This window comes from Candidatus Binatia bacterium (genome assembly GCA_029243485.1).
Taxonomy (GTDB): Bacteria; Desulfobacterota; Binatia; order UBA12015; family UBA12015; genus VGTG01.
The window spans coordinates 1-22,498 of sequence record JAQWRY010000086.1 but is presented as its reverse complement, the minus strand read 5'-3'; the positions used below and the strand labels follow the sequence as shown (position 1 = coordinate 22,498).

The window sequence follows — 22,498 nt, the reverse complement described above, 5'->3', positions numbered from 1 at the left end:
GCCAATCAGGCGGGCTCGATCTCCAGGAGGAGGTCCCCCGCACCGATCTGTGTCTCCGCCTTGGCGGAAATGGTCGTCACGCTCCCGTCCACCTCTGCAAGAATCTCGTGCTGCATCTTCATTGCTTCGAGGATCGCGAGGCGATCGCCCTTCTTCACCGCTTGGCCCTCCGACACGAGGATCTGCAGGAGACGCCCATGCATCGGGGCGACTACCCGTCCACTCGCGGCGGTATCCTCGCCGGTGCTGGTGGCGGCCGAGAGGTCTGTGAATACGTAGCTTCGGGGACCGAACGAGACGTGCAGGGTTCGCTGTCGGTCCTCGTGGAAGATCGCGTCGACGCCACGGCCGTCGATGATGACGTGGGCGGTCTCCGACCGCAGCGTGGTGATCGCGATCCGGAAGGCGGAATCGGCTACGCGGACGTCGTAGGCGCCGTCGGCGTACGATTCGACTGGGATCGTCACGCGGTTCTCGCCGATCTCGTACTGCACGACGGATTCGAGGACACCGGCGCTCGACCACTCGAGAAGCTCCGGGCTGATGGCCAGTGCTTCCGCCCGTGCGCGTTCGCGCGCGAGGTTCCGCTGGATCGCGGCGGCGGCGGCGTGTGCCGACGCGGGGATCTCTCCGCTCTCGAAGCCGCTCTTGCCGTAGGTCTCTTCGATGAAGGCCGTCGTCGCGTCGCCCGCGGCGAATGCAGGTTGGCCGAGCGCATCGATCAAGAAGTCTCGGTTGGTCTTCGGGCCGAACAAACTAGTTCGTTCCAATGCGCGAATGAGCCGCCGGCGCGCATCTTCGCGCGTCGCGCCGTGGGCGACGATCTTTGCGACCATGGCATCGTAGAACGGAGAAACCTCTCCGCCGGTTTTGATGCCTCCATCGACGCGGATGCCGTCGCCGCCGGGCGGGTGCCACAGGAGGATCGGCCCCGTGCTCGGGAGGAAGCTTGCCTCGGGGTCCTCGGTGTAGAACCGGACCTCGATTGCGTGCCCGTCGAGACGGACCTCCTCTTGGGTGACGTCCAGCGCTGCGCCTCGCGCGACCTGAAGCTGCATTGCGACCAGATCGAGCCCGGTCACCATCTCGGTCACCGGGTGCTCCACTTGGAGCCTCGTATTCATCTCCAGGAAGTAGAACCCACCGCCCTCGTCAAGGAGGAACTCGACGGTGCCGGCGCCGCGGTAGTCGACGGCACGCGCCGCGTGGGTGGCCGCCGAGCCCATGGCGTCGCGCAGTGCGGGCGTCATTACCGGACACGGGGCTTCTTCGATGACCTTCTGGTGGCGTCGTTGGACAGAGCAGTCGCGTTCGCCGAGGTGGATCGTGTTCCCGTGGCCGTCGGCGAACACTTGAACCTCGACGTGGCGGGGCCGGACGATCGCCTTCTCGAGGATCAGCTCGCCGGAACCGAAGGCGCGCTCGGCTTCGGAGCGCGCGCGCTTGAGAGCGGAGCCGAGCCTGTCGGCACTCGGAACGAGCCGCATGCCGCGTCCGCCACCGCCGGCCGCGGCTTTGACCATGACGGGAAAGCCGATCCCGTCTGCCTCGACAATCAGGCGTTCGTCGGACTGATCCTCGCCCTGGTAACCTGGGACGCAGGGGACCCCGGCCTCGATCATCGCGCGCTTCGCACGCGCCTTGTCCCCCATGACGTCGATGGCGTTTGCCGGCGGCCCGACGAATGTCAGTCCCGCCGCCTCGACGGCTCGGGCGAACGCTGCGTTCTCTGACAAGAATCCGTACCCGGGGTGGATCGCTTCGGCGCCACTCGCCTTGGCGGCGTTGAGGATCTTCTCGGCGACGAGGTAGGACTCGCCGACCGGTGACGGGCCGATGTGTACGGCGTCGTCGGCGTACTTCACGTGGGGGGCATCCGCGTCGGCGTCCGAATACACGGCGACGGTGCGGAGGCCCTGGGCGTGCGCGGTACGCATGATCCGAAGAGCGATCTCCCCACGGTTGGCGACCAGCAGTGTCGAAAAGCTCGGCATGGTTCCTCTACATCCGCGCTACGCCGAACGTGTTCGGGTTGCACGTTCGGGCGCGAGCCTCCAGGCAGGTTTCCAACGTGAAGCCCAGAACGCGACGGGTGTCGCGAGGATCAATCACGCCGTGGTCCAGAACTCGTCCCGACGTGTAGAAGGCGCTCTCCTGCTTGGAGAAGTGCGCGATGATGGCGTCTTCCTGGCCCTGGAGTTGCGCGGGGTCTACTTCGGTTCCGCGACGCTCGGCGGCCGACTCGATCACCTGCCGCATCGTCTTCGCGGCCTGCTCGCCGCCCATCACGTTGCTCGACGAGTTCGGCCAAGAGAAGAGGAAGTCGGGCTTGTAGGCGTAGCCGCACATCCCGTAGTTGCCGGCACCGTAGCTGGCGCCGATGTACATCGTGATCTTCGGCACCCGGACGGTGCTCACTGCCTGGATCATCTTGGAGCCGTGCTTGATCATGCCGGCCTGCTCGTACTCCGTGCCCACCATGTAGCCGGTCGTGTTCTGCAGAAAGATGAGCGGGGTTCCGGACGAATCGCAGAGCTGGATGAACTGGGCCGCCTTGGTCGCGCCGTCGGGGTCGATCGGGCCATTGTTCCCGATTATCGCGCAGGCGTACCCCATGATGCTCGTCTGCGCGCAGAAGGTGGAGACGCCGTAGCGCGGCTTGAACTCCTCGAAGTCCGAGCCGTCGACGATCCGTGCGAGCACTTCACGAACGTCGTAGGGGGTTCGGTAATCGACCGGGACGACGCCGGCGAGTTCGTCGGCGTCGCAGAGGGGCGGTGCGTACTCTCGGCGCTTCGGGAGATCCGTGGTCTTGTTCCAATCGAGCCGTCCCATCACGTCGCGAGCCATCGCGAGGCCCTGCGCATCGTCGTCGGCGAGGTACTCGACGAGGCCCGAGACCGTCGCGTGCATCTCACTGCCGCCGAGCTCGCGTTCGTCCGCGATCTCGCCGGTGGCGGCGCGGACGAGTGCGGCGCCACCGAGTGCCGCGAGGCCGTTCTCTTTCACCCCAATTACATAGTCCGACATGCCGGGCATGTAAGCACCGCCCGCCGTCGACGGGCCATGCAAGACGACCGTCGTCGGGATCCCGGCGGAGCTGAGCAGCGCGAGATTTCGAAATGCGGCCCCGAAGCCCGCCCAGCTCTCCACGAGAAAGCTCATGAGGTCGGCGCCGGCGCTCTCGACGAGATGGATGAGAGGGAGCTTTTGGCGGAGCGCGATATCCTCGAGGCTCAAGACCGTCGGTAGCGTGTTCCGGGTCACCGACCCGGCGCGGATCCCACTATCGTCCGCCCAGATCATGCAACGCACGCCGCGCACGAATCCGATGCCACACAAGAGGCTTGCTCCCGGAACACTCGTCTCGGGATTCGGATCATCGACGAGGTAGTTCGCAAGAGTGTGGAGACGCAGAAAGGGCATCCCTGGATCGAGTAGTCGGGCAATACGCTCGTGCGGTACGATCTGTCCGCGTTTCTCGAAAACCGGCCGCCGCTTGTTGGATGCCGTGACGGCACGCGCCTCGAGTGCGCGCAGCTCGTCGATCTTAGACAGCATGTCCGTGCGGTTCTTTTGGAACGCCTCCGAGGACGGGGCGATGCTGGATTGGAATACGGGCATCAAGAAGCCTCCGCGAGTGCTCGAGAGATCGCACGTAATGCATAGCTTGTTGCCGGGAGGGGTCCAGCGGGCCCGACGTTGCACGGGCCGGCGTTGTGCGACATCAGTCGATGCGATGACGGACACACTTCGCCCCTCCGGGGAGCCCTTCGAGGACGACGACGAGACGATCGCTGAAGCGCTCGAGAGCGCGAACATTCCGGCGCTCCTGATGAGTCTCGTCCATCTCACGGGACGAACCGACGTGCTGCGCGGGCCGATTCGACCTCCCAAGGTCGTGGGGCGAATCGGGAAGGGGCTGGCGAAGGAGGAGAAGGCTGCGGTCCGTGCGCAGGTTCTGCGTGCGCTTGCGGACTACCGCGATCGCGGATGCACCCTGCCGCCGCCCCCGACGGCAGAGACGATTCGGGAGATGATGAGTTTCGCCACGGGGGAGCCTGTTCCGGAATCGTACGTCCCGATGATGCAGGAGGAGATGGCCCTCGACGGCCGCGATGCTCGCGACGTCTCGTGGGACGACGTTCCCGCAGACACAAGGGCGAACCTGCGCGTACTGGTGATCGGCGCGGGCATGTCCGGCCTTCTCGCGGCGATCCGCCTGCAGGAGTACGGCGTGCCGTACGAGATCGTCGAGAAGAACGACGGTGTCGGAGGCACCTGGCTCGAGAACAGCTACCCCGGCTGTCGGGTCGACGTCGCGAACCACTTCTACTGCTACTCGTTCGAACCCAATCCGGATTGGAGTGAGTACTTCTCCAAGCGGCCCGAGTTGCGCGAGTACTTCGAAACCTGTGCGATCAAGTACGGCGTGCGCCCGCAGATTCGCTTTCGCACGGAAGTTGTCTCCGCGCGGTGGGACGAGGGATCCGCCTCCTGGGATGTGGTCACTCGCTCGGCCGACGGTACGGAGTCGAGCGATCGATACGACGCGATCATCAGCGGCGTAGGGCAGCTGAATCGTCCGCGCGTCCCAGACATCGCGGGACGCGACTCCTTCCGGGGACCGGCGTTTCATTCGGCCCGCTGGGATCACGATGTCGATCTGCGAGGCAAGCGAGTCGCGGTCGTTGGAACCGGCGCGAGCGCTCTGCAGCTCGTCCCCGAGGTCGCGAAAGAGGCGGAGCATCTCTACGTGATGCAGCGTTCGGCCGCTTGGATGAGCCCGAATCCCGCCTACCACCGCACCGTTCCGGCAGGAAAGAAGTGGCTCCTGCGGCACGTGCCCTACTATGCGCGCTGGTACCGGTTCCTGCTCTTCTGGCCCGCATCCGACGGCCTCATGCCGTCGCTGATCGTCGACCCGGACTGGCCGCACCAGGAGCGGTCCGTGAACGAGCTGAACGAGCAGACGCGCATCGGCTTCACGGAGTACGTGAAGTTCCAGGTGGGCGAAGATGCTGCGTTGCTGGAGAAGGTCGTCCCAAAGTATCCGCCCTTCGTGAAGCGCATGCTGCAGGACAATGGGTCCTGGCTCAGCACGTTGCAGCAGGACGACGTGGACCTCGTGACAGATCGGATCGCGAAGATCACGCCTACGGGTTTGGAGCTCGAGAGCGGTACGGAGATCGAGGTCGACGTCATCGTGTTCGCGACCGGCTTTCACGCGAACAAGTTCCTCTGGCCGATGGAGATCACGGGGAAGAAAGGCTCGACTCTGCGCGAGAGATGGGGCGAGGAGCCGAGCGCGTATCTGGGGATCACCGTGCCAAGCTTTCCAAATCTGTTTTGTCTCTACGGTCCGGGCACGAATCTCGCGCACGCCGGGAGCATCATTTTTCACTCCGAGTGCCAGGTCCGCTACATTATGGGGTGCCTTTCAGCGTTGCTGAAGGGAGGCCATCGTACGATCGAGTGTCGTGAGGACGTGGCTGCCGCCTACGAGCAACGGCATCTCGGGGCGACACAGCGCACCGTGTGGGCGCACACGGGAACTCGGAGCTGGTACAAGAACGAAGCCGGCCGCGTGACGACCGTCTCCCCCTGGCTGCTCGTCGACTATTGGGGCTGGACCCGCGAGCCGGACCTCGACGACTTCGAGCTCCGCTGACCGTCACGAAGCGGCGGAGTAGAAAGAGCCCGGTTCCGCCGTTACGCCTCACTAGCAGTGCCGAACTGGAAGCTGATGCTCGACGCAGTGAAGGAGGATTGCCTCCCCGGCCTGTGGTCCAAAGGGGTGGCACTCGGGCGCACCGATTCGGTGGCAGGGGATTCGCACACCGCGGACGAATGGACCTTTCGGGTGCGGCTCTCTGGCGACGAGGTCGCACCGACCGTCATTCTCTTCCCGGGCGATCAAGAGTGGGATTGCGATTGCGAGGGGCCGTGTGACCCCTGCGAGCACGTCGCGGCCTGCGCGATCGCCGCGGTGCAGATGGGAGGCGAACTCGAGGCGCTCTTTCACGGGGCAGGCCGGATCGGCACGATCCGGTACGTGCTCCGGCGAACCGACGGGGGACTCATCGTCGACCGGTTCCTGCTCTGCGGCGACGACGAACCGCGGCGGCTCGAGCAGTCCCTCTACGACCTCATCGAGAGTGAGGGGGCCGAGTTGAACTTCGAGCCGAGCGTCGAGGATCTCGACGTCGATCTGCTGCTTGCGCGGAGGGAGGTACCGATCGAATTCGAGCGCGCGAAGACGGTCCTGTCCGCTCTCGTGGGCGTGAAGGACCTTCGGCTCGAAGAGATGGAGGTGCGGGCTTCGGCGCAGCCGCTCTTCCCGTGTGCGCGGGTCCTCGACGCGAAGGGGGGAGGCGTCGAGTTGGTGATCGAAGCGGATCCGTCGGTGTCGGAAGTCGTGGCACCGGGCGTGCTGCGCGCGGGGGATCGATTGCATCCCTTCGGCGCGGGTGCGCATTTTGGTCGCGCCTGGGAACGTCTCCCGTTTCGTCGCACCTTCCGTCCTGATGACGTGGGAGAGCTCGTCGGCACTCTCATCCCGGAGTTGGAGCGGTCAATCTCGGTGGATGTGCAATCGACGCGTCTCCCCGGTCGCCAAGCGCGGCAGGCTCGCGTGGCTCCCTGGCTCGATTTCGAGATCGATACCGCGGAAGACGGCGTCGACGTCCTCGCAAAGCTCGTCTACGGGGATCCGCCGGTCGCGCGTATCGAGGGGGATCGGCTCGTTCATCTCGGCGGAGCGGTTCCGAAGCGGGACGTCGGGGAAGAGAAGAAGCTCACGCTTCGTCTTCGTGACGAGCTGAATCTCGCTCTCGACCGCCGGGTTCGCTTCGCGTCGCAGGACGCGGCACGTTTTCTTTCGGATATTCGCTCGTTCGCCGACGGACGACCCAAGGGCGCACGCGGGCGACGCGAGGTGGACGAGCGCGCGGAGCTGACGCCACGTCTCACCGAAGGGGCGGCTGGGATCGATCTGGTCTTCGACGCGGTCGGTGGTGGAGCGAAGGACATCGGTTCGGTGTCGGCGAGTGCCGTCGTCGCAGCATGGCGCCAGGGCCTCGGCCTCGTACCGTTGTCTGGCGGCGGCTTCGCGAATGTTCCCGAGGGCTGGCTCGAAAAGCACGGTCTTCTCGTCACGGACCTTCTTGCTGCGCGCGAGTCGAATGGGGGAAGTACCCCTGCGGCCGCTCTGCCGGTTCTCGGGGAACTGTGTGCCGCAATGGACGCGCCGGCGCCGTTCGAACTCGAGCGCCTTCGCCCTCTTCTCGACGACGCGCCGGCCGGAGCCGTGAAGTTGCCCCACGACTTTCGCGGAGATCTCCGGGGGTATCAGGCGGACGGCGTGGCGTGGCTCACCCGGCTGCGCGATGCGGGCCTCGGTGCGATCCTTGCGGACGACATGGGTCTCGGGAAGACGGTGCAGGCGTTGTGCGCGATCGAGGGGCGCACGCTGGTCGTGTGCCCGCGCAGCGTGATCCACAACTGGACTAAGGAGACCGATCGCTTTCGTCCCGAACTCTCCGTTGCGCTCTATCATGGCCCGACCCGTGCCCTCACCGACGCCGATGTGACGCTCACGACTTACGCGACGCTTCGGAACGACATCGATGTTCTCGGTGAGGTCGACTGGAACGTAGTCGTGCTCGACGAAGCGCAAGCGATCAAGAATCCCGACAGTCAGTCTGCGCGAGCGGCGTTCGATCTCCGGGCAGGCTTCCGGCTGTCACTGTCGGGCACGCCCATCGAGAATCGACTCGACGAGCTCTGGAGCCAGATGCACTTCGTGAATCGCGGCCTTCTCGGTGGTCGTCGCGATTTCGCCGAGCGGTACGAGAAACCGATCTTGGCCGGCGACGGTGCGGTGACGAAGCGCCTGCGTTCGCGACTCCGACCTTTCCTGCTGCGTCGGCTGAAGCGTGAGGTTGCGACGGAGTTGCCGCCACGCACGGAGTCCGTTCTGTATTGCGAGCTCGATGACGAAGAGCGGACCCTCTACGACAGTGTGCGCCTCTCTTCGCGCGCGGATGTCGTGAAGAAGCTCGGCGAGGGATCGAACGTGATGGCGGCGCTCGAAGCGCTTCTGCGGTTGAGACAAGCGGCATGTCATCGCGGGTTGCTCCCGGGTCGCGAGGCCGCGACCTCCTCGAAAGTCGAAGCACTGTGTGAAGCGCTCGAGGATGCGGTGGCCGATGGACACAAGGCTCTCGTGTTCTCCCAGTGGACGAGCATGCTCGACCTCGTCGAACCGCATCTCGCCTCACGTTCGATTCCGCACGCTCGGCTCGACGGATCGACGCGGGACCGCGGAGCCGTCGTCGACGGGTTCCAGGATCCGGACGGCCCGCCGGTACTGCTCATCTCGCTGACCGCGGGGGGCACGGGGTTGAACCTCACGGCCGCCGACCACGTCTTTCTCCTCGACCCGTGGTGGAACCCGGCGGTAGAGGAGCAGGCTGCCGATCGCGCGCACCGGATCGGGCAGGATCGCCCCGTCATGGTGTACCGACTCGTCGCGAAGGACACCGTGGAAGAGCGGGTCTTGGATCTTCAGAAGCGCAAGAAGCAGATCGCCGAGACCGCACTCTCCGGTGAGGCACTCGTGGCGGGCGGCGTCACACGCGACGAGATTCTCGCGCTTCTCGAAGAGTAGCTCCAGCTACTTGCAGAGTCCGCCGCCGAGGAACTCGTACGGTTCGCAATCGTAGATCAGTCGGCCGACCTCGCCGTGCTGCCAATCGAGGGCGGGGATTGCGAACGGCGGCGGCATGCCGATGGCGGGCTCGTCCTGGAGTTGATCCAGCGGGATCGGGTACCCGGCCCAGTCCTTGGGTGCGCGCCAGCCGGGCGGCGGCACCAGCTGATGCCGCGTTCCGGAGATCGGGTAGCGCTGTCGCCACACGTGAATCGCCTTGGCCATCTTCGCGACGACGTCGGGGTGCGCCTCGGCGAGGTTCTCGTACTCGTACGGATCCTCGGTCGTGTGGAACAGGTAGTCGGTGACATCGGCGGAGAGAAGACCCTGCTGGACCTGCTGGACCAACTTCCACTCGTCGTTGAAGGCCGTCAAGTTGAACCAGCCGCTGATGGGCGTCTCAGAGGCGAAGAACATGTACTCGTCGCGCGGCACGTGTCGCTTCTCCTGGATGGCGTTCCAGAGGTTGCGCCCATCGAGATCGGCCGTGTTGCGCCTGGGAACTCCGGCCCCGGCGGCAATCGTCGGGAAGACGTCCATCGCCGACATGATGCTGTCGAAACGAGTGCCGGCCTCGATCTTCGCCGGGTAGCGCATGACCGAGACCACGCGGATGCCGCCCTCGAACACGTCGCCCTTGCCGCCTCGGAGAGGCACGTTGTCCGCGCCACCCGTTGCGTACGCGGCGCCGCCGTTGTCACTGAAGAACAAGACGATCGTGTTGTCGGCGATCCCTTGTTCGTCGAGCGTGTCGAGCACGCGGCCGATGGCCTGGTCCATCGCGTCGACGACGGCGGCGTACACCGGTCGTGCGCTCGGTCGCAGCATCAGTTTGCTTATCAAGCGCGACTGATCGGTCTGCGGGCTGCGGGCCTTCTCGCGATCGTCGTCCATGTCGGCGTACTTGGCGAGGAGGTCGTCGGGCGCCTCGAGCGGAGTGTGGGGCGCGATGAACGGCATATAAAGAAAGAACGGTCGGTCCGGGTCCCGGTCTTTGATCCAGCGAGTGGCTTCGTCGGCGAGCACGAACGTTTCGTAGCCCTCGCCCTCGGTGGAACGGCCGTTGACCTGGAAGTCGCGCCCGCCTTGGTTGGCGAAGGGCGGGAAGTAGCCGACCTCGGTGTGCAGGTGCCCGTAGAAATGATCGAAGCCGCGCTTGTTGGGGTGATACGTCTCTTGCGCGTGTCCGAGGTGCCACTTGCCGACCATGGCGGTCTGGTACCCGGCTGCATGGAAGCTCTGGGGCATGAAGTGTTCGGAGGGATGAACGCCGTTGGTCATCCAGGGCATGATCACGCCGTACGCGACGCCGAGTCGCATCGGGTCCCGGCCGGTCATGAGCGCGGCGCGGGTCGGTGAACAGATGGGCGTCGAGTAGAAGCGGTGGAGTTCCACACCCTCGCGGGCGATCCGGTCGATGGCCGGCGTCTCGATGACCTCTTCGCCGTGGAAGCCGACGTCGGACCAGCCGAGGTCGTCTGCGAGAAAGATGACCACGTTGGGACGTGCATCGTCGGCGCCCGCGAGGCTCGGCAGAATCAAAAGGCCCAGTAAGAACGGGAGGGTCCGAGAAGTGATGCCCATGCCTTAGGTCTAACGTGGCGCAGCGGGGGGATCCATGTGGCGTGGAGAGGGTCGTCCGCTGTGGGTTCCTCGTCCAGAACCGGCCGTGGTACCAGTGCGCCTATGAGGAACTCTGCCCTTGCCTTGTCGCCGCGTCGTTCGCTCCTACCCAATTCCGCGTGGCGCCCGTTCGGTCCGTGAAGTCGACGAACTCGCGGCGCGGGCGATCGGGCACCGCAGCGAGCTTCATCGCGTGCGCGAGCAAGTCCGCTTCCGCCACGTCTCCGACGGCCGTGGTCGAGACGAGGCTGATTGTCTCGTCGATCACGAAGTGCAGAGGCACGCGTCGAGTCTACAATGGTTGGAGAGGCGGACCAACGGGACTCGGGTCGATGGCTGAAGCAGTGTCGTGTCTCGATGTTCGGGGGATCTCGTGACGAGGTCCAGTGCCCCGCGGGCGATCGGAATGCTCGGCGCCACGACGATCGTCGCCGGTTCGATGGTGGGTGTCGGCATCTTCTTGACGCCGCATCTCGTGGCGCAGAGCGTCACGTCGCCCGGACCGTTCCTTCTGCTCTGGGCGCTCGGCGGGGTGATCGCGATCGCCGGAGCCGTCACGTACGCCGAGCTCGGCGCGATGATACCCGACGCGGGCGGCGATTACGTATATCTGCGGCGGGCCTTCGGACCGACCCTGGGCTTCGCGGCGGGCGTCGTACTCTTCGCGGGGGTGTTTGCGGGCTCGATCGCGAGCATGTCGGCGGCCGTGAGCCAGTACCAACTGAGCTTGCTCGCCGCGCTCGTGGGCGTGGATCTCTCGGCATCCTGGATTGATCTTTCCGTGGTGGGCCTCCAGCTGAGTGGCGGCGAGCTCGTCGCGATCCTCCTCATTCTCCTGTTGACCGTCTTGAACATCGCGGGCGTTCGGCTCTCTTCGTTGACGCAGACCCTTCTTACGCTCGTTCCGGTCGGTCTCCTGACGGTCTTCGCCGCAGGGGCGTTGGCGACTGCTCCGCATGCCTCGGCGGTGCCCGCGGCGGCGTCCGCGGGCGGGGTCGGTTCGATCAGCGCGGCTGTTCTGAACGTCTACTTTGCCTACGCCGGTTGGAACGCGGTGGCCTACGTGGGGGGTGAGGTCGCCGATCCGGGGCGCACGATTCCGCGGGCGCTGCTGCTCGGCACGACGCTGGTGACCGGATTGTACCTGCTCCTGTGTGCCGCATGGATCTCGGTTCTGGGAATGGGCGGCATCGCCGAAGCGTTTGAGTCGGGCACGGCGGCGGCCCGTGTTCTTCTGGGTGAGAGTGCGGAGGGCGTCGTCGCCGTCATCATCGCGCTCGCGCTCGTGGGGTCGATCAATGCGACGGTGCTCGGCGGCGCGCGGATCGGATACGCGATGGGTCGGGATGGCGCGTTGCCGCGCTCGTTCGGGGCCCTCTCGGAGCATGGTCAGGTGCCGGCGCGGGCACTGTGGGCCCAGGCCGCCTTCTCGGTGTTTCTCGTCGCGAGTGGGACCTTCGAAGAGTTGGTGCAGCTGACGAGCGTCGCGATGTTCCTGTTGGGGTCCCTCACGGTGGGCGCGTTGTTCGTACTGCGCCGCCGCGAGCCGGGTACAGAGCGACCGTATCGGGCGAGCGCCTACCCGTGGCTTCCGCTGCTCTACCTCGCGACGGCGCTCTCTGTGATTGGGTTCGAGTTCTGGTCGTTCGCGACCGGCGCGGAGGGTGCGAGTGGGCTCCCGTTGCTCGGCATCGGAGTGTTCGTCGCCGTCTGGCTTCTCCGGGGACTCCGCGGTGAGCGGAGATGAGCAAGTGCATCGAGATCCCGGTGATCGGCCGAGCACGTACGCCGTGGCGGCGACGTGAGGATACGCCTCATCAGCCAGTCGCTTCTCCGGAGACCGAAGGAACGATCGAGGTCGAGCCGCAGTTCGCGCCCGCGCTCGCGGATGTCGCGAGTTTCGAGCGCATTTGGCTGGTGTTCGTGTTCGACCGGAACCGCGGCTGGACTTCGAAGGTGAAGCCGCCTCGTGGCGGTCCGAAGCGCGGCATCTTCGCGACGAGGGCCCCCGATCGACCTTCGGGCATCGGCCTCACGAACGTCGTGGTGAAGTCCGTCGCCGTGGCGGAGGGTCTTCTGCGGGTGCAGGGCATCGATCTTCTCGACGAGACCCCGATCCTCGACATCAAGCCCTATCTCCCGATGGTCGATTCGTGGCCCGATGCTGGGCATGGCTGGCTGGAGGCCTACCTCGACGCGGGGGTCGAGCCTCGGCTGAAGAAGCCGTACCGGCCTATTTCGGGAGACTGACGCGCGGGTCCGAGTTGCCCTTTTTGCAGTAGCTATGCCAATAAAATGAATACAGCTCGTGCATTGGATGCTTGGGATTCTTGCCACCGTTCTTCTGGGGTGACTTTCGGTGCCGGTCGCCTACGGGCCGCCGGCGGATACGGCAGGCGAGCTCGAGGTGGTTCAGGAGGAAGCGGGCGGAGATGCTGGAGGACACGCCACTCGCGGTGACGGCCATCGGCGTCGAGGCACTCCGCGATCACGACATCACGCGGCTCAACGAGATCAAGAATCTCGTTCCAAACCTGAATTGGCAGCAGACCCCGGTAGGGCTGAATCAGTCCGCCCAGTTTCGCATTCGGGGAATCGGAACCACGCGCATCGCGGCGGCGTTCGATCCGGGCGTCGGTGTCTACGTAGATGGTGTCTACTTTTCGCGTTCCGTCCGCGCGGTCACGAGCGTCATCGACATCCAACGGATCGAGGTTCTTCGCGGTCTGCAGGGAACTCTCTTCGGTAAGAACTCTATTGGGGGCGCGATCAGTCTGACGACGGTGAAGCCGCACGAGGAACTCGAGAGTCTCGCGCAGGTGCGCCCTGGAAATTTAGGGTCGGTCGATACGCGCGCGATGGTGAACCTTCCGATTCTGGACAAGCTGCTCACTCGTTTCTCGATCTCGACGAACAACTTCGACGGCTTCACGTTCAATACGACGACGGACGAGTAGACCTCCGGCCGTCAGTCGGTCGCGACCATCGGCTCGGTGCGCTGGATTCCGATCGAGGATCTCACGATCGATGTGAGCGGTAGTTGGAACCGGTACGACACGCACGGCCCGGGGAGTAGTTGCTTCTCAGTGCAGCAAGGGCCGCTCGCACCCCCGGGAACCGAATGGCGGGACGCGTGTACCCGCTCTGGGCCGTTGGACTATCAATCGGACGTTCTTCAGATCGTCGGGCAGGAGAGCCATGGGGTCTGGGGCGTCGGGAACTAGGATGCTGGGAACGCGCCACGACACCGATCACGACGACTCTGCGCCTCGGTGGCGACGTTACTCAGGCGAACCTCACAACGAATGGCACCCGGAACTGGGACTGGGCGATCTACTCGCAGGGGACCGTCGACATCCTCGAGTGGCTGAGCCTGATCGCGGGTCTGGGCTACACCGAAGAGAAGAAGGGCGCCGATTTCTCGGTGCAGGCGATCCTTCCCGTCGAGGGCGAGTCGATGACCCAGCCGGCGAGCGCGATCCACACAGCCTGGACGCCCATGGCCACTCTCGCGCTCACCCCGCCCGAAGACATGATGAGCGGTGCGCCGCTCGATCACCTTATGGGCTACTTTACGTTCTCACGCGGGTTTCGCGGCGGTGGGTTCAACGCCGTGCTGAACCCGAGCCTGGGTACCCTCACGCCGTTCGAGCCCGAGAATCCTTCAACAACTCATTGGAGCTTCAGACGAACCTGGTCGTGCCGGAATGGCTTTCCGGGCACCTGACCACGCGCAGGTTGCGTTGTGGGGCAAGAACCTCGCGCACGAGATCGTGTTCATCAACGGTCAGCCGCTCGCCTCGACGTTCGGGCACGTGCTTCGGACGTACGCGCCGCCACGTACGTTCGGCGGCGAACTGAGCTATCGGTTCTGACGGCTCAGCGGACGCTGTCCTGAAGAATCTCATCCGAGTCGGGCGGTAGATCAATCCACATCCCATCTTCCGCCAGGACGACATCTTCCGACCGGACGTCGTCGACCCCGCGCAGGAAGATTCGTTCCAAGACAAAGTTCTGAGGCGGGGGTACGAGGTGGTACATCACGAGGAGCTTCGCGCCCGCGTCGTTCGCGGCTTTGGCCGCTTCGGTGACGGAGGCGTGGTACTCGGGGACGTCGTGGGCGATCTTGGCGTTGCGATCGAGCCCCGCCTCTGCCGCGACCTCCGAGACGATGTTCATCATGTGGTGAGCCATTGCGTCGTGGACCAACACGTCGACGTCCTTAGCAGCGCTCACGACGGCCTCGGACGGTCCAGTGTCGCCGGTGATCACGACCGAGCGGCCCGCGTAGTCGAAGCGGTACCCGACGGCGGGTGACACCGGCGGGTGGGCGACCGAGAAGGCGCGGACGACGAGCCCATCGCTCTCGAGTACGACCGTCGTGTCGTTCGGTGAGGCCCCGGTCGCGACTGTGAACGGATGCGCTTTCAGAAGCCCGGTTTCAGGTTTCAGGAAGTCGGCCCCGTGGTGCGCGGTGCGATACGAACGAGACTGCGCGTAGGCGGTATTGAATCCAGTGACGACCTGCTCGACGCCCGTGGGGCCGTATACCGGAAGCGGAGCCTCTCGTCCGGCCGCCCAGGACTGAAGATTGAACTCCCCGAGTTCCATGATGTGGTCGGAATGGAAGTGCGTGAGGAACACTCCGGCGATCTTCGCCATCGGTGCTTGCCACGCTCCGAGGTTCTCCGCACTGCCGGCGCCGACGTCGACGATGTACATCTTTCCGCCGGCGACGACGGCGACGCAGGCGGCCGCCCGATCCGTCGCGACGAGAGGCCCACCGGATCCGCAGATGAGGACTTGCAGGCCCGGTTGATCGATCCAGGTCGGCGAATTCGCTATCCGCTCAGAGAGCATGTCTCGAATGATGCCGTCCTGAGTGCTGGCGGTGCAGCCGAGGAGAGTGATGCATAGAATTGTGGTCGCGAAGTTTTGGAGCATGCTCACAGCGCTATGCTCTAGCCCAACGAAAGGGGTGGCCCAAGTGGGATTGCACGACTAAACTTTTCTTGCACGACTAACCAACGTCCCTCCTGGAGGAGCCATGACCGATGTTGAACCCACTGGGCGCGCCGTGCGCCGTCTTCGCTTGCTGGTGCTCTGCGGGTTGTGCGTCGGCTGGTACGGCTGTGATCTCGGTGGAGTTGCGGGGGCTCCGGTCTCCGTCGAATGCACGTCGATCGGTGCGCGGTGCCAGCGCAGCGACGGTCCGATCGGCGTCTGTCAGCAGACAAATTGTGCACCCGGCACCGAGCCGCCGTGCTACGTCTGCACGCCCCAGCACTGAGGACGACCCATGGACGAATCACCCGCAAACGATCCGGTGGCTGCACGCGAGATCCTGCTCACGTTCTATAAAGAGAACGCGCTTCAGTCGCGCAGCTACGAGCAGCAGCGGCAGACGGTGACGACCACGGTCGCGATCGCCGCCGCGATTCTTCTTGGCTTCGCGGCCCTCGCTCCGGATGCGGCTTCGAGAATCCCGGCCGGGTTGTTCCTGGTCGTCCTCGGCGGGCATGGCTTTCTCGCGTGCCTGCGGCACTACGAGCGCGGTCGTCTTCATGTGGAGCGGGTGCACGCCGTGCGCGACGAGATTTCTCGCAGCTTCCCCGTGCTGGATCTCTACGCGGAAGCGAACCAGAAGCACGCACGCCGCTTCCCCGTCTTGAGCGAGAAAACGGCGCGCACGAATTTGATCTGGCTCGGCCTCCACGTCGCAGTGGCCGGGCTCGGCGTGTTGGTGGTTCTGCTCTGATCAGCCGCGGGGATGCTCGAGGAAGAATTTGGTGAGCTCTTCGCCCCAGTGGAACGCATTGTCGAGCCCGCAGCCGACGAACCCGTCGCTTCCGGGGAAGCAGTGGCCGAGAAGTGGGCTCGTCCCGAGAACCAGGCTCGTCTCCCACTCCCACTGAATGAACTCGAACCGGGTCCCCCGGTCGTTGGTGTAGCGGGTCCACTCGTGGTCGGCGTCCTGTGAGAGCGTCTCGCCGGACGTCATGTTCCAGCGGTCGTTGATCCGCTCGATCGTCGTGGTCGCGCCCGCGAAGGGAACGAGTCCGTCGGACGTGCCGTGGCCGTAGAGGATGTCGACCTCTTCGGAGGGAAGATCGTCACCGAAGCAATTGCCGGATCCCGCCGAGAGTGGCGCGACTGAGCCGAACAACTCGGTTTGGGCGCAGAGGAAGCGCCACGTCATGAACCCGCCCTGCGAGTACCCGGTCATGTGCACGCGTTCGTCCATCACGTGGAAGACGTTCTTGATGCGATTGAGGATTGCGAGCACCTGACCGTCATTCGAACCGGACGAGGACCAGGAAGCGAAGCCGCTGTCTCCGTCGACCGGGGCCGAGGGCTGCATCACGATGAAGCCCTCGCGCGTGGCGATCTCGCTCAATTGCGTGTGGAGGTCCTCGGTCGGACCGTTCATTCCGAAGCCATGGACATCGACGATGAGGCCACAGGCCGTGTCCTGGCACGCCTCGGGAACGCTGAGCTCGAACGAGAGCCCCTCGCACTCGAGCGACTGCCGGCCCGCGCTGGTGTCCCTGATACAGCTGTCGGCCTCCGGAGGCGGAACCGGCTGCGTCGCGGGGAGGGCCACCTCTTGGGGTGCACCCGTGCCTCCACTGCCGTCGGTGCTGCTGCTGCCGCAGGCGCCGAGCGCGCCGACGAGAGTCAGGGCGGCGAGGATCGAAGCGAGTTTGTCTGCGTTCTTGTTTATGGCTTTTCTCCTTGGGCCGGAAATCTCATTTGCTTTGGCGGAAGAGCCAATCGAGGATCGCCGGACTGAAGTCCGGGCTGACCCCGGGAATGTGAGGTGCCCCGGGAAGGGTCCAGAGCTCGGCCTCGATTCCGTTCGCACAACCGTCTTCGAATCGCAGGGCTTCGGTGTCGTTCCCGTCGGCGAGGAGGATGTCGAGGCCCGGCAAGAGCGACGGAGCATCGAGGTTGCATCCGGCGACCTGCGCATGACGTCGCACGCTGTCGAGGGCACTCGGGTAGCGGCCGCCACCGTTGGCGCCGCCGTCGTACAGGATGGTGCTGTCGTCGGTGCCGTGGATCTGCAGGACGCTCACGGGCTCGTCGGGAGTACATTCCGCCTCGGTGGCGAACGTTGCACCGGCGAGCGAGGCGATTGCCGTCACGACGTCAGAGGCCTCGCAGGCCATTCGGTAGGACATGAAGCCGCCGTTGGAGTGGCCCATGACGTACACGCGCCGAGCGTCGATGTTGTACTGCTCGCTCGCCTCGGCGATGAGACCGCGGAGGTACCCGACGTCGTCGACGCCGCTTCCGAAGCCGTCGCAGCACGCCGGGGTCCCGTTCCAGAACTGCGCGCCGTTGGGGTTCGTGAGGCCTTCGGGGAGGAGGAAGACGAACTGTTTCTCGTCTACGGAGTTCGACGTCTGTAGGTAGGCGTTCTGTACGAATCCGGGGGTGTTGAACCCGTGCAGAAGGATCACGAGCGGGTAGGGGTTCCCCGCATCGTAATCGCTCGGACTGTAGACCACGGCGGGACGATCTCCGCCGATTTCCGTGGCTGGCGCTGCCGGGTATGAAACCGGGCCCCCATCATCAGTGGCGGGGCCGGTGGTGGAAGAGCCGCAACCGAGGGCGAACGCGAGAGCCAGACAGGCGAGAATCCTCATCCCGCGAAGAATAGCCCCGCGGAGACGGCGGGGCTACGGGATTCCCGCTGAACGGTCAGCCGTCGTGCTTGCGACGCTGGGCGGCCTTGAAGTCGTCCATGGGCTGGAAGCCGGCCTGAGGGCCATAGTGCTCTTTGGTGGCCTTCTTGAGGTCGCCCTCGGACATGGCAAAGTCCCACCTGTCGATCTGCGGCTGGTTTACGTGGAAGGGCGAGTCGCAGAAGACTTCGAGGCGGTTCTCCTCGGGGTCCTGGAAGTAGCAGGACCACGCGTTGCCATGGTTTACCGCGCCGATTCCGGTGGCGCGGCCGTCTGCTCGGAGGCGTTCGGCCATCTCCTTCACCTCGCTCAGGTTGTCGACCCGGAACGCGATGTGATCGAGCGTCGTCGACGGGCCGTCGCCGCGGACGTTCGCAAACGCGATCTGATGGTGGTCCGACCCGACCTGGGTCATGAAGACGACCTGGATGCCCTCGGGATTGCCTGGGTCCATCGGGCCGCGGTCGGAGACCTGGAAGCCCAGGACTTCTGAATAGAAAGCGACCATCTTCTCGATGTCGCGGACGTACATCACGCAATGGGACCAGCGCAGCTGCATTTTCTGCCTCCTTGATTGATATATTGCACCTAGCGCACACTTGCACTTAGTGCAAATTAAGTGTAGGGGCGTCTTCGATCATGACGGTAACCGCAGATACGGCCCCCGAGGGCAGGGTTGCTCGCCGGCGGGCGGAGGTCCGAGAGCGTCTCCTCCGAGTGGCCGAGGAGCTCATGCTCGAGCGTGGGGTCGATGGCGTCACCATCGAGGCGATCACGGAGGCGGCGAACATCTCGCGGCGCAGCTTCTATCACCACTTCGAGAGCAAACACGAAGTTCTGATTCCGATCGCGCGGGCGCGCAGCGAGGCGCTGAACCGGCGGCTCGACCGGCTCGTTCAGACGATCGAGGATCCCGCCGAGGGCATGGCTACGGCGATGCGCCACGGCCTCCGCCAGATTCCGTCCGACCCGCTCTGCTGCTGGTTCGCCCTGCACTCGGGGCTGCCGGTCAAGCGACTGCACGAGGGATTTGGGGAGAGCGCGCTTCGCGATGTGATGCGGGCGACCGACGCCGGCCGCTTTTACGTAGAAAACAAGAAGGTCATGCAGCAGCTCTTACCTGGTGTCTTCATCGCTACGATCACGGCGCGGGTCGAGGGTCGGTTCGACGACCACGACTTGGACGATGCCGTCGAGCACCTCCTGCGCATGTTTGGCGTCGAACGTTCCGAGGCCAAGCGCATCGCTCACATTCCATTGACCCTACTGCCGGCCGACACGGCCGCCGCCTGACGATAGAAGACAGGGAGACAGACCATGGCATTTCGACTCGCGACCAAGGACGACCGCGCGGTACTCGTCGCCAACAACGGCGTCTACGACCTCGAGAAGCACAGTGGTGGCAAGTTCACGTCTGACCCGATGGAAGCGATCGCGCGCCACGGCGATCTCCACGAGGTTGCGAAGAGTCTCGGGAGCGCGCCCGATGCGCCCCTCGACGAAAATGAGCTCGGCATCTGCGTGCCGCGCCCGCAGAAGATCTTCGGGATCGGGTTGAACTACCGGGCCCACGCCGAAGAGTCGAAGATGGAGATCCCGCCGAACCCGCTCGTCTTCGCGAAGTTCACCAACTGCATCGCCTCGAGCACGGCCGACATCATCGTCTTCGGGCCCACGACCGACTACGAGGCGGAGCTCGTCCTGGTCATGGGCTCCCGTGCGCGGGACATCCCCGAGGATCGGGTGTGGGATCACATCGCCGGCCTCACGATCGGCCAGGACGTGTCGGAGCGCGGAACGCAGTTCGCGAGCAAGCCGCCCCACTTCGATCTCGGGAAGTCCTTCGACACCTTCGGGCCGATCGGCCCGTGCGTGGTGTCGCACGATCAGCTGGCGGACCGCTCCAACCTGGCGCTCAGCTGCGAGCTAAACGGCGTTCGGAAGCAGGAGACCCAGACGGACGATCTCATCTTCGGGATCGAGAAGCTCGTGTCGTACATCTCGGGAATCTGCACCTTCGAGCCGGGCGATCTGATCTTCACCGGGACGCCCTCAGGCGTCGGGTTCATGGAAGGAACGTTCCTCAAGCCGGGCGATGTTCTCACGACCACGATCGAAGGCCTCGGCAGCATGACCAACCGTTGCGTCGCGAAGAACGGATAAATGATCGACGTCGCCATCGTCGGTGCCGGCCCGGCCGGCGTCGTCGCCGCCAATCTCTGTGGGCAATACGGGCTGTCCGCGGTCGCTTTCGATCGCGAGCCCGAGGTCTACGATCTACCGCGCGCTGCGGGGATGCACGATGACGTCCAGCGGATCCTGCAGAACGCGGGCCTCCTCGAAGCGATCCTTCCGGGGACGCAGGAGCACGTAGGAGCCGAGTTTCTCGACCCCGAAGGCAAGCGCCTCATCGGGATCGAGTTCCCGGGGCTGAAGACGCTCAACGGCTTCCCGCCCGTTCTTTCGATCGCCCAGCCGATCATCGAGAAGGGGTTGCGTGGTTGCCTCGCCCGCCATGACGACGTCGAGCTGTGCGTCTCGCACGAGGTGCGTGAGATCGCCGAGCACGACGATCACGTGGAGCTTCGGGTGCACGATCTCGCTCACGGCGAGGGCCGTCCGGTCCGAGCCCGTTGGGTGATCGGAGCGGACGGGGCAAGCAGTGCCGTCCGGAAGGGCTGCGGGATTTCCTGGGACAGCCTGGGGTATGATCGCGAATGGTTGGTGATCGATGTGGAGCGCGAGCTGTCGGCGGAGCTACCGCGGCTCGCGCAGCAGATCTGTGATCCGGCGCGGCCGACGACTCTCATCCCGATGCCGGGTCGCCTCTATCGGTGGGAGTTCCAGCTGCGCGCCGGAGAGACGCGGGCCGAGATGGAGGACCGCGACCGGGTGTGGGAGCTTCTCGCTCCGTGGGTTTCGCGTGAAGACGCGCGCATTCTGCGCGCGGTCGTCTACCGGTTCCACGCAACGGTTGCCGACACGTTCCGCCGCGGGCGCGTGTTTCTCGCCGGGGATGCCGCGCATCAGACGCCGCCCTTCATGGGCCAGGGGCTGTGCACCGGCGTGCGCGATGCCGAGAATCTGATCTGGAAGCTCGCCGCCGTGAAGCGAGGGCACGCGACCGACGCCCTACTCGACACCTACACCGAAGAGCGGCACCCGATGGCTGTGGCGATGGTGCTGCACTCGACTAACACGGGCCGTCTGATCGACGCCTACGCCGACATGACGGTGACTGGGGAACCGCCACCCGCGGATTTGATCGGGTACGGGTACGGCGGCAGCAAGGAGCTTCCGAACCTGTCGACCGGTCTCCTCGCCGATGGCGGCAGTGATTGGGTCGGCCGGTTGATGCCGCAGTGTAAGGTCAAGGACGGTACGAAGGTCGGTTCTCTCGATGATCTCGCCGGTCCGCGGTGGGTCGTTCTCTCCAAGGACCCGCCGAGGGATATCCTGACCCAAGGGCAGAAGCGCGCCTGGGAAAGTCTCGGGGCGGCGTTCCTCGAGCTCGATGACCCTGGAGCCGAATGGCTCTTGGGCGCCGGCGACGTGGCGCTGCTCCGACCGGACCGGGTGGTGTTCTCGCTCGGATCGGACAAGTCTCTGCCGTCGGCCTTCGCGCACCGCACCGTCTGAGTCTCGTTGTGCCCGAGGGCGCGGCGTTCTGAAATGTTCCCTTTCGTGGATTGGGTGAGGTAGAACGTACGCATGTCCGACGCGTCGAGTCCCCTCGAACTCCTTCCCGACTTTTTCGAGCGGTACTTCTCGTTCTTTCGCCCGGGTCACCAGGAAGGCGTCGTTCCGTGTCGCCTGAAGGAGCTCGCGCGCCTCAAGGTCGCCGAACTGAACGAATGCGACACTTGACTGTTCGCTCGCTACGCGCCGGCGGCGCGTGATGGCCTGACCGAAGAGATCATTGCAGAGATTCGAAAGCCCGAGGCCGATCGTCGCCTGGAACCGCGCGAGGCATTGGCGGTGCGCTGGGCGGAGAAGCTCGCCACGGACTTCCGGACCGTGGACGACCACTTCCGGTCCGAACTGCGGAAGCATTTCACCGAGGCGGAGTTCGTCGAACTCGGCATGATGATTGGCCAATACCTCGCGTTCGGCCGGCTCCTGGTCATGCTAGGGCGGCACCAGGCCGCCTGCGAGATATACACCCCTCGGGGCTAGGTCCTTCCGTCGGCGCCGCGAGCCCGGCACAATGCTCCGATGGGTCGTTCCCTACAGAGCTTGATCGTCTTCGTGTTGGTGCTTCTCGGGCTGAACTGGTTGCTCGGCGAGATGAACTACGGCCTGCACATCTCCATCGTCGGGAGTATCGTGCTGACCCTAGTAGTCTCGATGATCATGAGCGGCTTCAATCGTTAGATAGCGTTAGATAGGGGACGTTGGTTAGTCTCGGCCAAAATGTTTAGTCGTCGCGCCGCCAGTGGTCTCCACCTTGGCACGACGACTAAACATTTTG

23 protein-coding genes are annotated in these 22,498 nt (G+C 64.8%); 15 read left to right on the top strand and 8 right to left on the bottom strand.

Features of this window, described 5'->3' with window-relative positions; all coding sequences use genetic code 11:
* Window positions 1–5 precede the first annotated feature (5 nt).
* Window positions 6–1,994: an acetyl-CoA carboxylase biotin carboxylase subunit gene (locus P8R42_24865; GenBank protein MDG2307823.1), complete on the bottom strand. Its 1,989-nt coding sequence runs from the start codon at window positions 1,992–1,994 to the stop codon at window positions 6–8.
* Window positions 1,995–2,001: 7 nt separating this feature from the next.
* On the bottom strand, window positions 2,002–3,624 hold the full coding sequence (locus P8R42_24860) for a carboxyl transferase domain-containing protein (protein MDG2307822.1): 1,623 nt from the start codon (window positions 3,622–3,624) through the stop codon (window positions 2,002–2,004).
* Between the two features lie 115 nt (window positions 3,625–3,739).
* Between P8R42_24860 and P8R42_24855 the strand changes: the two genes are divergently transcribed.
* Together P8R42_24855 and P8R42_24850 are read left to right on the top strand one after the other, a co-directional pair.
* Window positions 3,740–5,671 (top strand): NAD(P)/FAD-dependent oxidoreductase, encoded by a 1,932-nt coding sequence (locus tag P8R42_24855; GenBank protein MDG2307821.1) that lies wholly within the window; start codon window positions 3,740–3,742, stop codon window positions 5,669–5,671.
* Window positions 5,672–5,746: 75 nt separating this feature from the next.
* Window positions 5,747–8,671 carry a DEAD/DEAH box helicase gene (locus P8R42_24850; protein MDG2307820.1) on the top strand — a complete coding sequence of 975 codons (2,925 nt, stop codon included), beginning with the start codon at window positions 5,747–5,749 and terminating at the stop codon, window positions 8,669–8,671.
* Between the two features lie 6 nt (window positions 8,672–8,677).
* On the opposite strand, the gene P8R42_24845 is transcribed toward P8R42_24850, so the two are convergent.
* Window positions 8,678–10,297, bottom strand: coding sequence for a sulfatase-like hydrolase/transferase (locus P8R42_24845; GenBank protein ID MDG2307819.1), 1,620 nt, complete (start codon window positions 10,295–10,297; stop codon window positions 8,678–8,680).
* A 100-nt stretch (window positions 10,298–10,397) separates the two neighbouring features.
* Window positions 10,398–10,619, bottom strand: a complete 222-nt coding sequence (locus P8R42_24840; protein MDG2307818.1) for a hypothetical protein — start codon at window positions 10,617–10,619, stop codon at window positions 10,398–10,400.
* A 90-nt stretch (window positions 10,620–10,709) separates the two neighbouring features.
* On the opposite strand from P8R42_24840, the gene P8R42_24835 reads away from it, so the two are divergent.
* The 5 genes from P8R42_24835 (at window position 10,710) to P8R42_24815 (ending at window position 14,211) form a co-directional block, all read left to right on the top strand.
* Window positions 10,710–12,083 (top strand): amino acid permease, encoded by a 1,374-nt coding sequence (locus tag P8R42_24835; GenBank protein ID MDG2307817.1) that lies wholly within the window; start codon window positions 10,710–10,712, stop codon window positions 12,081–12,083.
* A complete protein-coding gene (gene tsaA / locus P8R42_24830; protein MDG2307816.1) occupies window positions 12,080–12,586 on the top strand; it encodes a tRNA (N6-threonylcarbamoyladenosine(37)-N6)-methyltransferase TrmO in 507 nt (168 codons plus the stop codon). Before P8R42_24835 ends, tsaA begins: the two co-directional genes overlap by 4 nt.
* Before the next feature lie 182 nt (window positions 12,587–12,768).
* Complete coding sequence (locus tag P8R42_24825) at window positions 12,769–13,293, top strand: TonB-dependent receptor plug domain-containing protein (protein MDG2307815.1); 525 nt, start codon at window positions 12,769–12,771, stop codon at window positions 13,291–13,293.
* A gap of 164 nt (window positions 13,294–13,457) precedes the next feature.
* Window positions 13,458–14,063, top strand: coding sequence for a TonB-dependent receptor (locus P8R42_24820; protein ID MDG2307814.1), 606 nt, complete (start codon window positions 13,458–13,460; stop codon window positions 14,061–14,063).
* The gene (locus P8R42_24815) at window positions 14,044–14,211 is read left to right on the top strand and encodes a hypothetical protein (GenBank protein ID MDG2307813.1); all 168 of its coding nucleotides are present in this window, start codon (window positions 14,044–14,046) and stop codon (window positions 14,209–14,211) included. Before P8R42_24820 ends, P8R42_24815 begins: the two co-directional genes overlap by 20 nt.
* A 4-nt stretch (window positions 14,212–14,215) precedes the next feature.
* Here the strand turns inward: P8R42_24815 and P8R42_24810 are convergent, their stop codons facing one another.
* Window positions 14,216–15,280 carry an MBL fold metallo-hydrolase gene (locus P8R42_24810; protein ID MDG2307812.1) on the bottom strand — a complete coding sequence of 355 codons (1,065 nt, stop codon included), beginning with the start codon at window positions 15,278–15,280 and terminating at the stop codon, window positions 14,216–14,218.
* A gap of 103 nt (window positions 15,281–15,383) precedes the next feature.
* Between P8R42_24810 and P8R42_24805 the strand changes: the two genes are divergently transcribed.
* Entirely contained in the window at window positions 15,384–15,626 is a 243-nt protein-coding gene (locus tag P8R42_24805; GenBank protein MDG2307811.1) for a hypothetical protein, read from the top strand.
* 9 nt (window positions 15,627–15,635) lie between these two features.
* Window positions 15,636–16,094, top strand: a complete 459-nt coding sequence (locus P8R42_24800) for a hypothetical protein (protein ID MDG2307810.1) — start codon at window positions 15,636–15,638, stop codon at window positions 16,092–16,094.
* Here the strand turns inward: P8R42_24800 and P8R42_24795 are convergent, their stop codons facing one another.
* The 3 genes from P8R42_24795 to P8R42_24785 all read right to left on the bottom strand — a co-directional run bounded on the left by P8R42_24795 (window position 16,095) and on the right by P8R42_24785 (window position 18,586).
* Window positions 16,095–16,940 (bottom strand): hypothetical protein, encoded by an 846-nt coding sequence (locus tag P8R42_24795; GenBank protein MDG2307809.1) that lies wholly within the window; start codon window positions 16,938–16,940, stop codon window positions 16,095–16,097.
* Between the two features lie 145 nt (window positions 16,941–17,085).
* On the bottom strand, window positions 17,086–17,988 hold the full coding sequence (locus P8R42_24790; protein ID MDG2307808.1) for a PHB depolymerase family esterase: 903 nt from the start codon (window positions 17,986–17,988) through the stop codon (window positions 17,086–17,088).
* A 55-nt stretch (window positions 17,989–18,043) separates the two neighbouring features.
* On the bottom strand, window positions 18,044–18,586 hold the full coding sequence (locus tag P8R42_24785; GenBank protein MDG2307807.1) for a VOC family protein: 543 nt from the start codon (window positions 18,584–18,586) through the stop codon (window positions 18,044–18,046).
* Between the two features lie 80 nt (window positions 18,587–18,666).
* Here P8R42_24785 and P8R42_24780 point away from each other — a divergent pair, with 80 nt between their 5' ends.
* From P8R42_24780 to P8R42_24755, 6 genes are all read left to right on the top strand, one after another.
* Window positions 18,667–19,320 carry a helix-turn-helix domain containing protein gene (locus P8R42_24780; GenBank protein MDG2307806.1) on the top strand — a complete coding sequence of 218 codons (654 nt, stop codon included), beginning with the start codon at window positions 18,667–18,669 and terminating at the stop codon, window positions 19,318–19,320.
* Window positions 19,321–19,344: 24 nt separating this feature from the next.
* Entirely contained in the window at window positions 19,345–20,190 is an 846-nt protein-coding gene (locus P8R42_24775; GenBank protein ID MDG2307805.1) for a fumarylacetoacetate hydrolase family protein, read from the top strand.
* Window positions 20,191–21,666, top strand: a complete 1,476-nt coding sequence (locus P8R42_24770) for a bifunctional 3-(3-hydroxy-phenyl)propionate/3-hydroxycinnamic acid hydroxylase (protein ID MDG2307804.1) — start codon at window positions 20,191–20,193, stop codon at window positions 21,664–21,666.
* Window positions 21,667–21,738: 72 nt separating this feature from the next.
* Window positions 21,739–21,894: a hypothetical protein gene (locus P8R42_24765; GenBank protein MDG2307803.1), complete on the top strand. Its 156-nt coding sequence runs from the start codon at window positions 21,739–21,741 to the stop codon at window positions 21,892–21,894.
* 111 nt (window positions 21,895–22,005) lie between these two features.
* Window positions 22,006–22,203, top strand: coding sequence for a hypothetical protein (locus tag P8R42_24760; GenBank protein ID MDG2307802.1), 198 nt, complete (start codon window positions 22,006–22,008; stop codon window positions 22,201–22,203).
* Window positions 22,204–22,242: 39 nt separating this feature from the next.
* Window positions 22,243–22,401: a hypothetical protein gene (locus P8R42_24755; GenBank protein ID MDG2307801.1), complete on the top strand. Its 159-nt coding sequence runs from the start codon at window positions 22,243–22,245 to the stop codon at window positions 22,399–22,401.
* Window positions 22,402–22,498 lie beyond the last annotated feature (97 nt).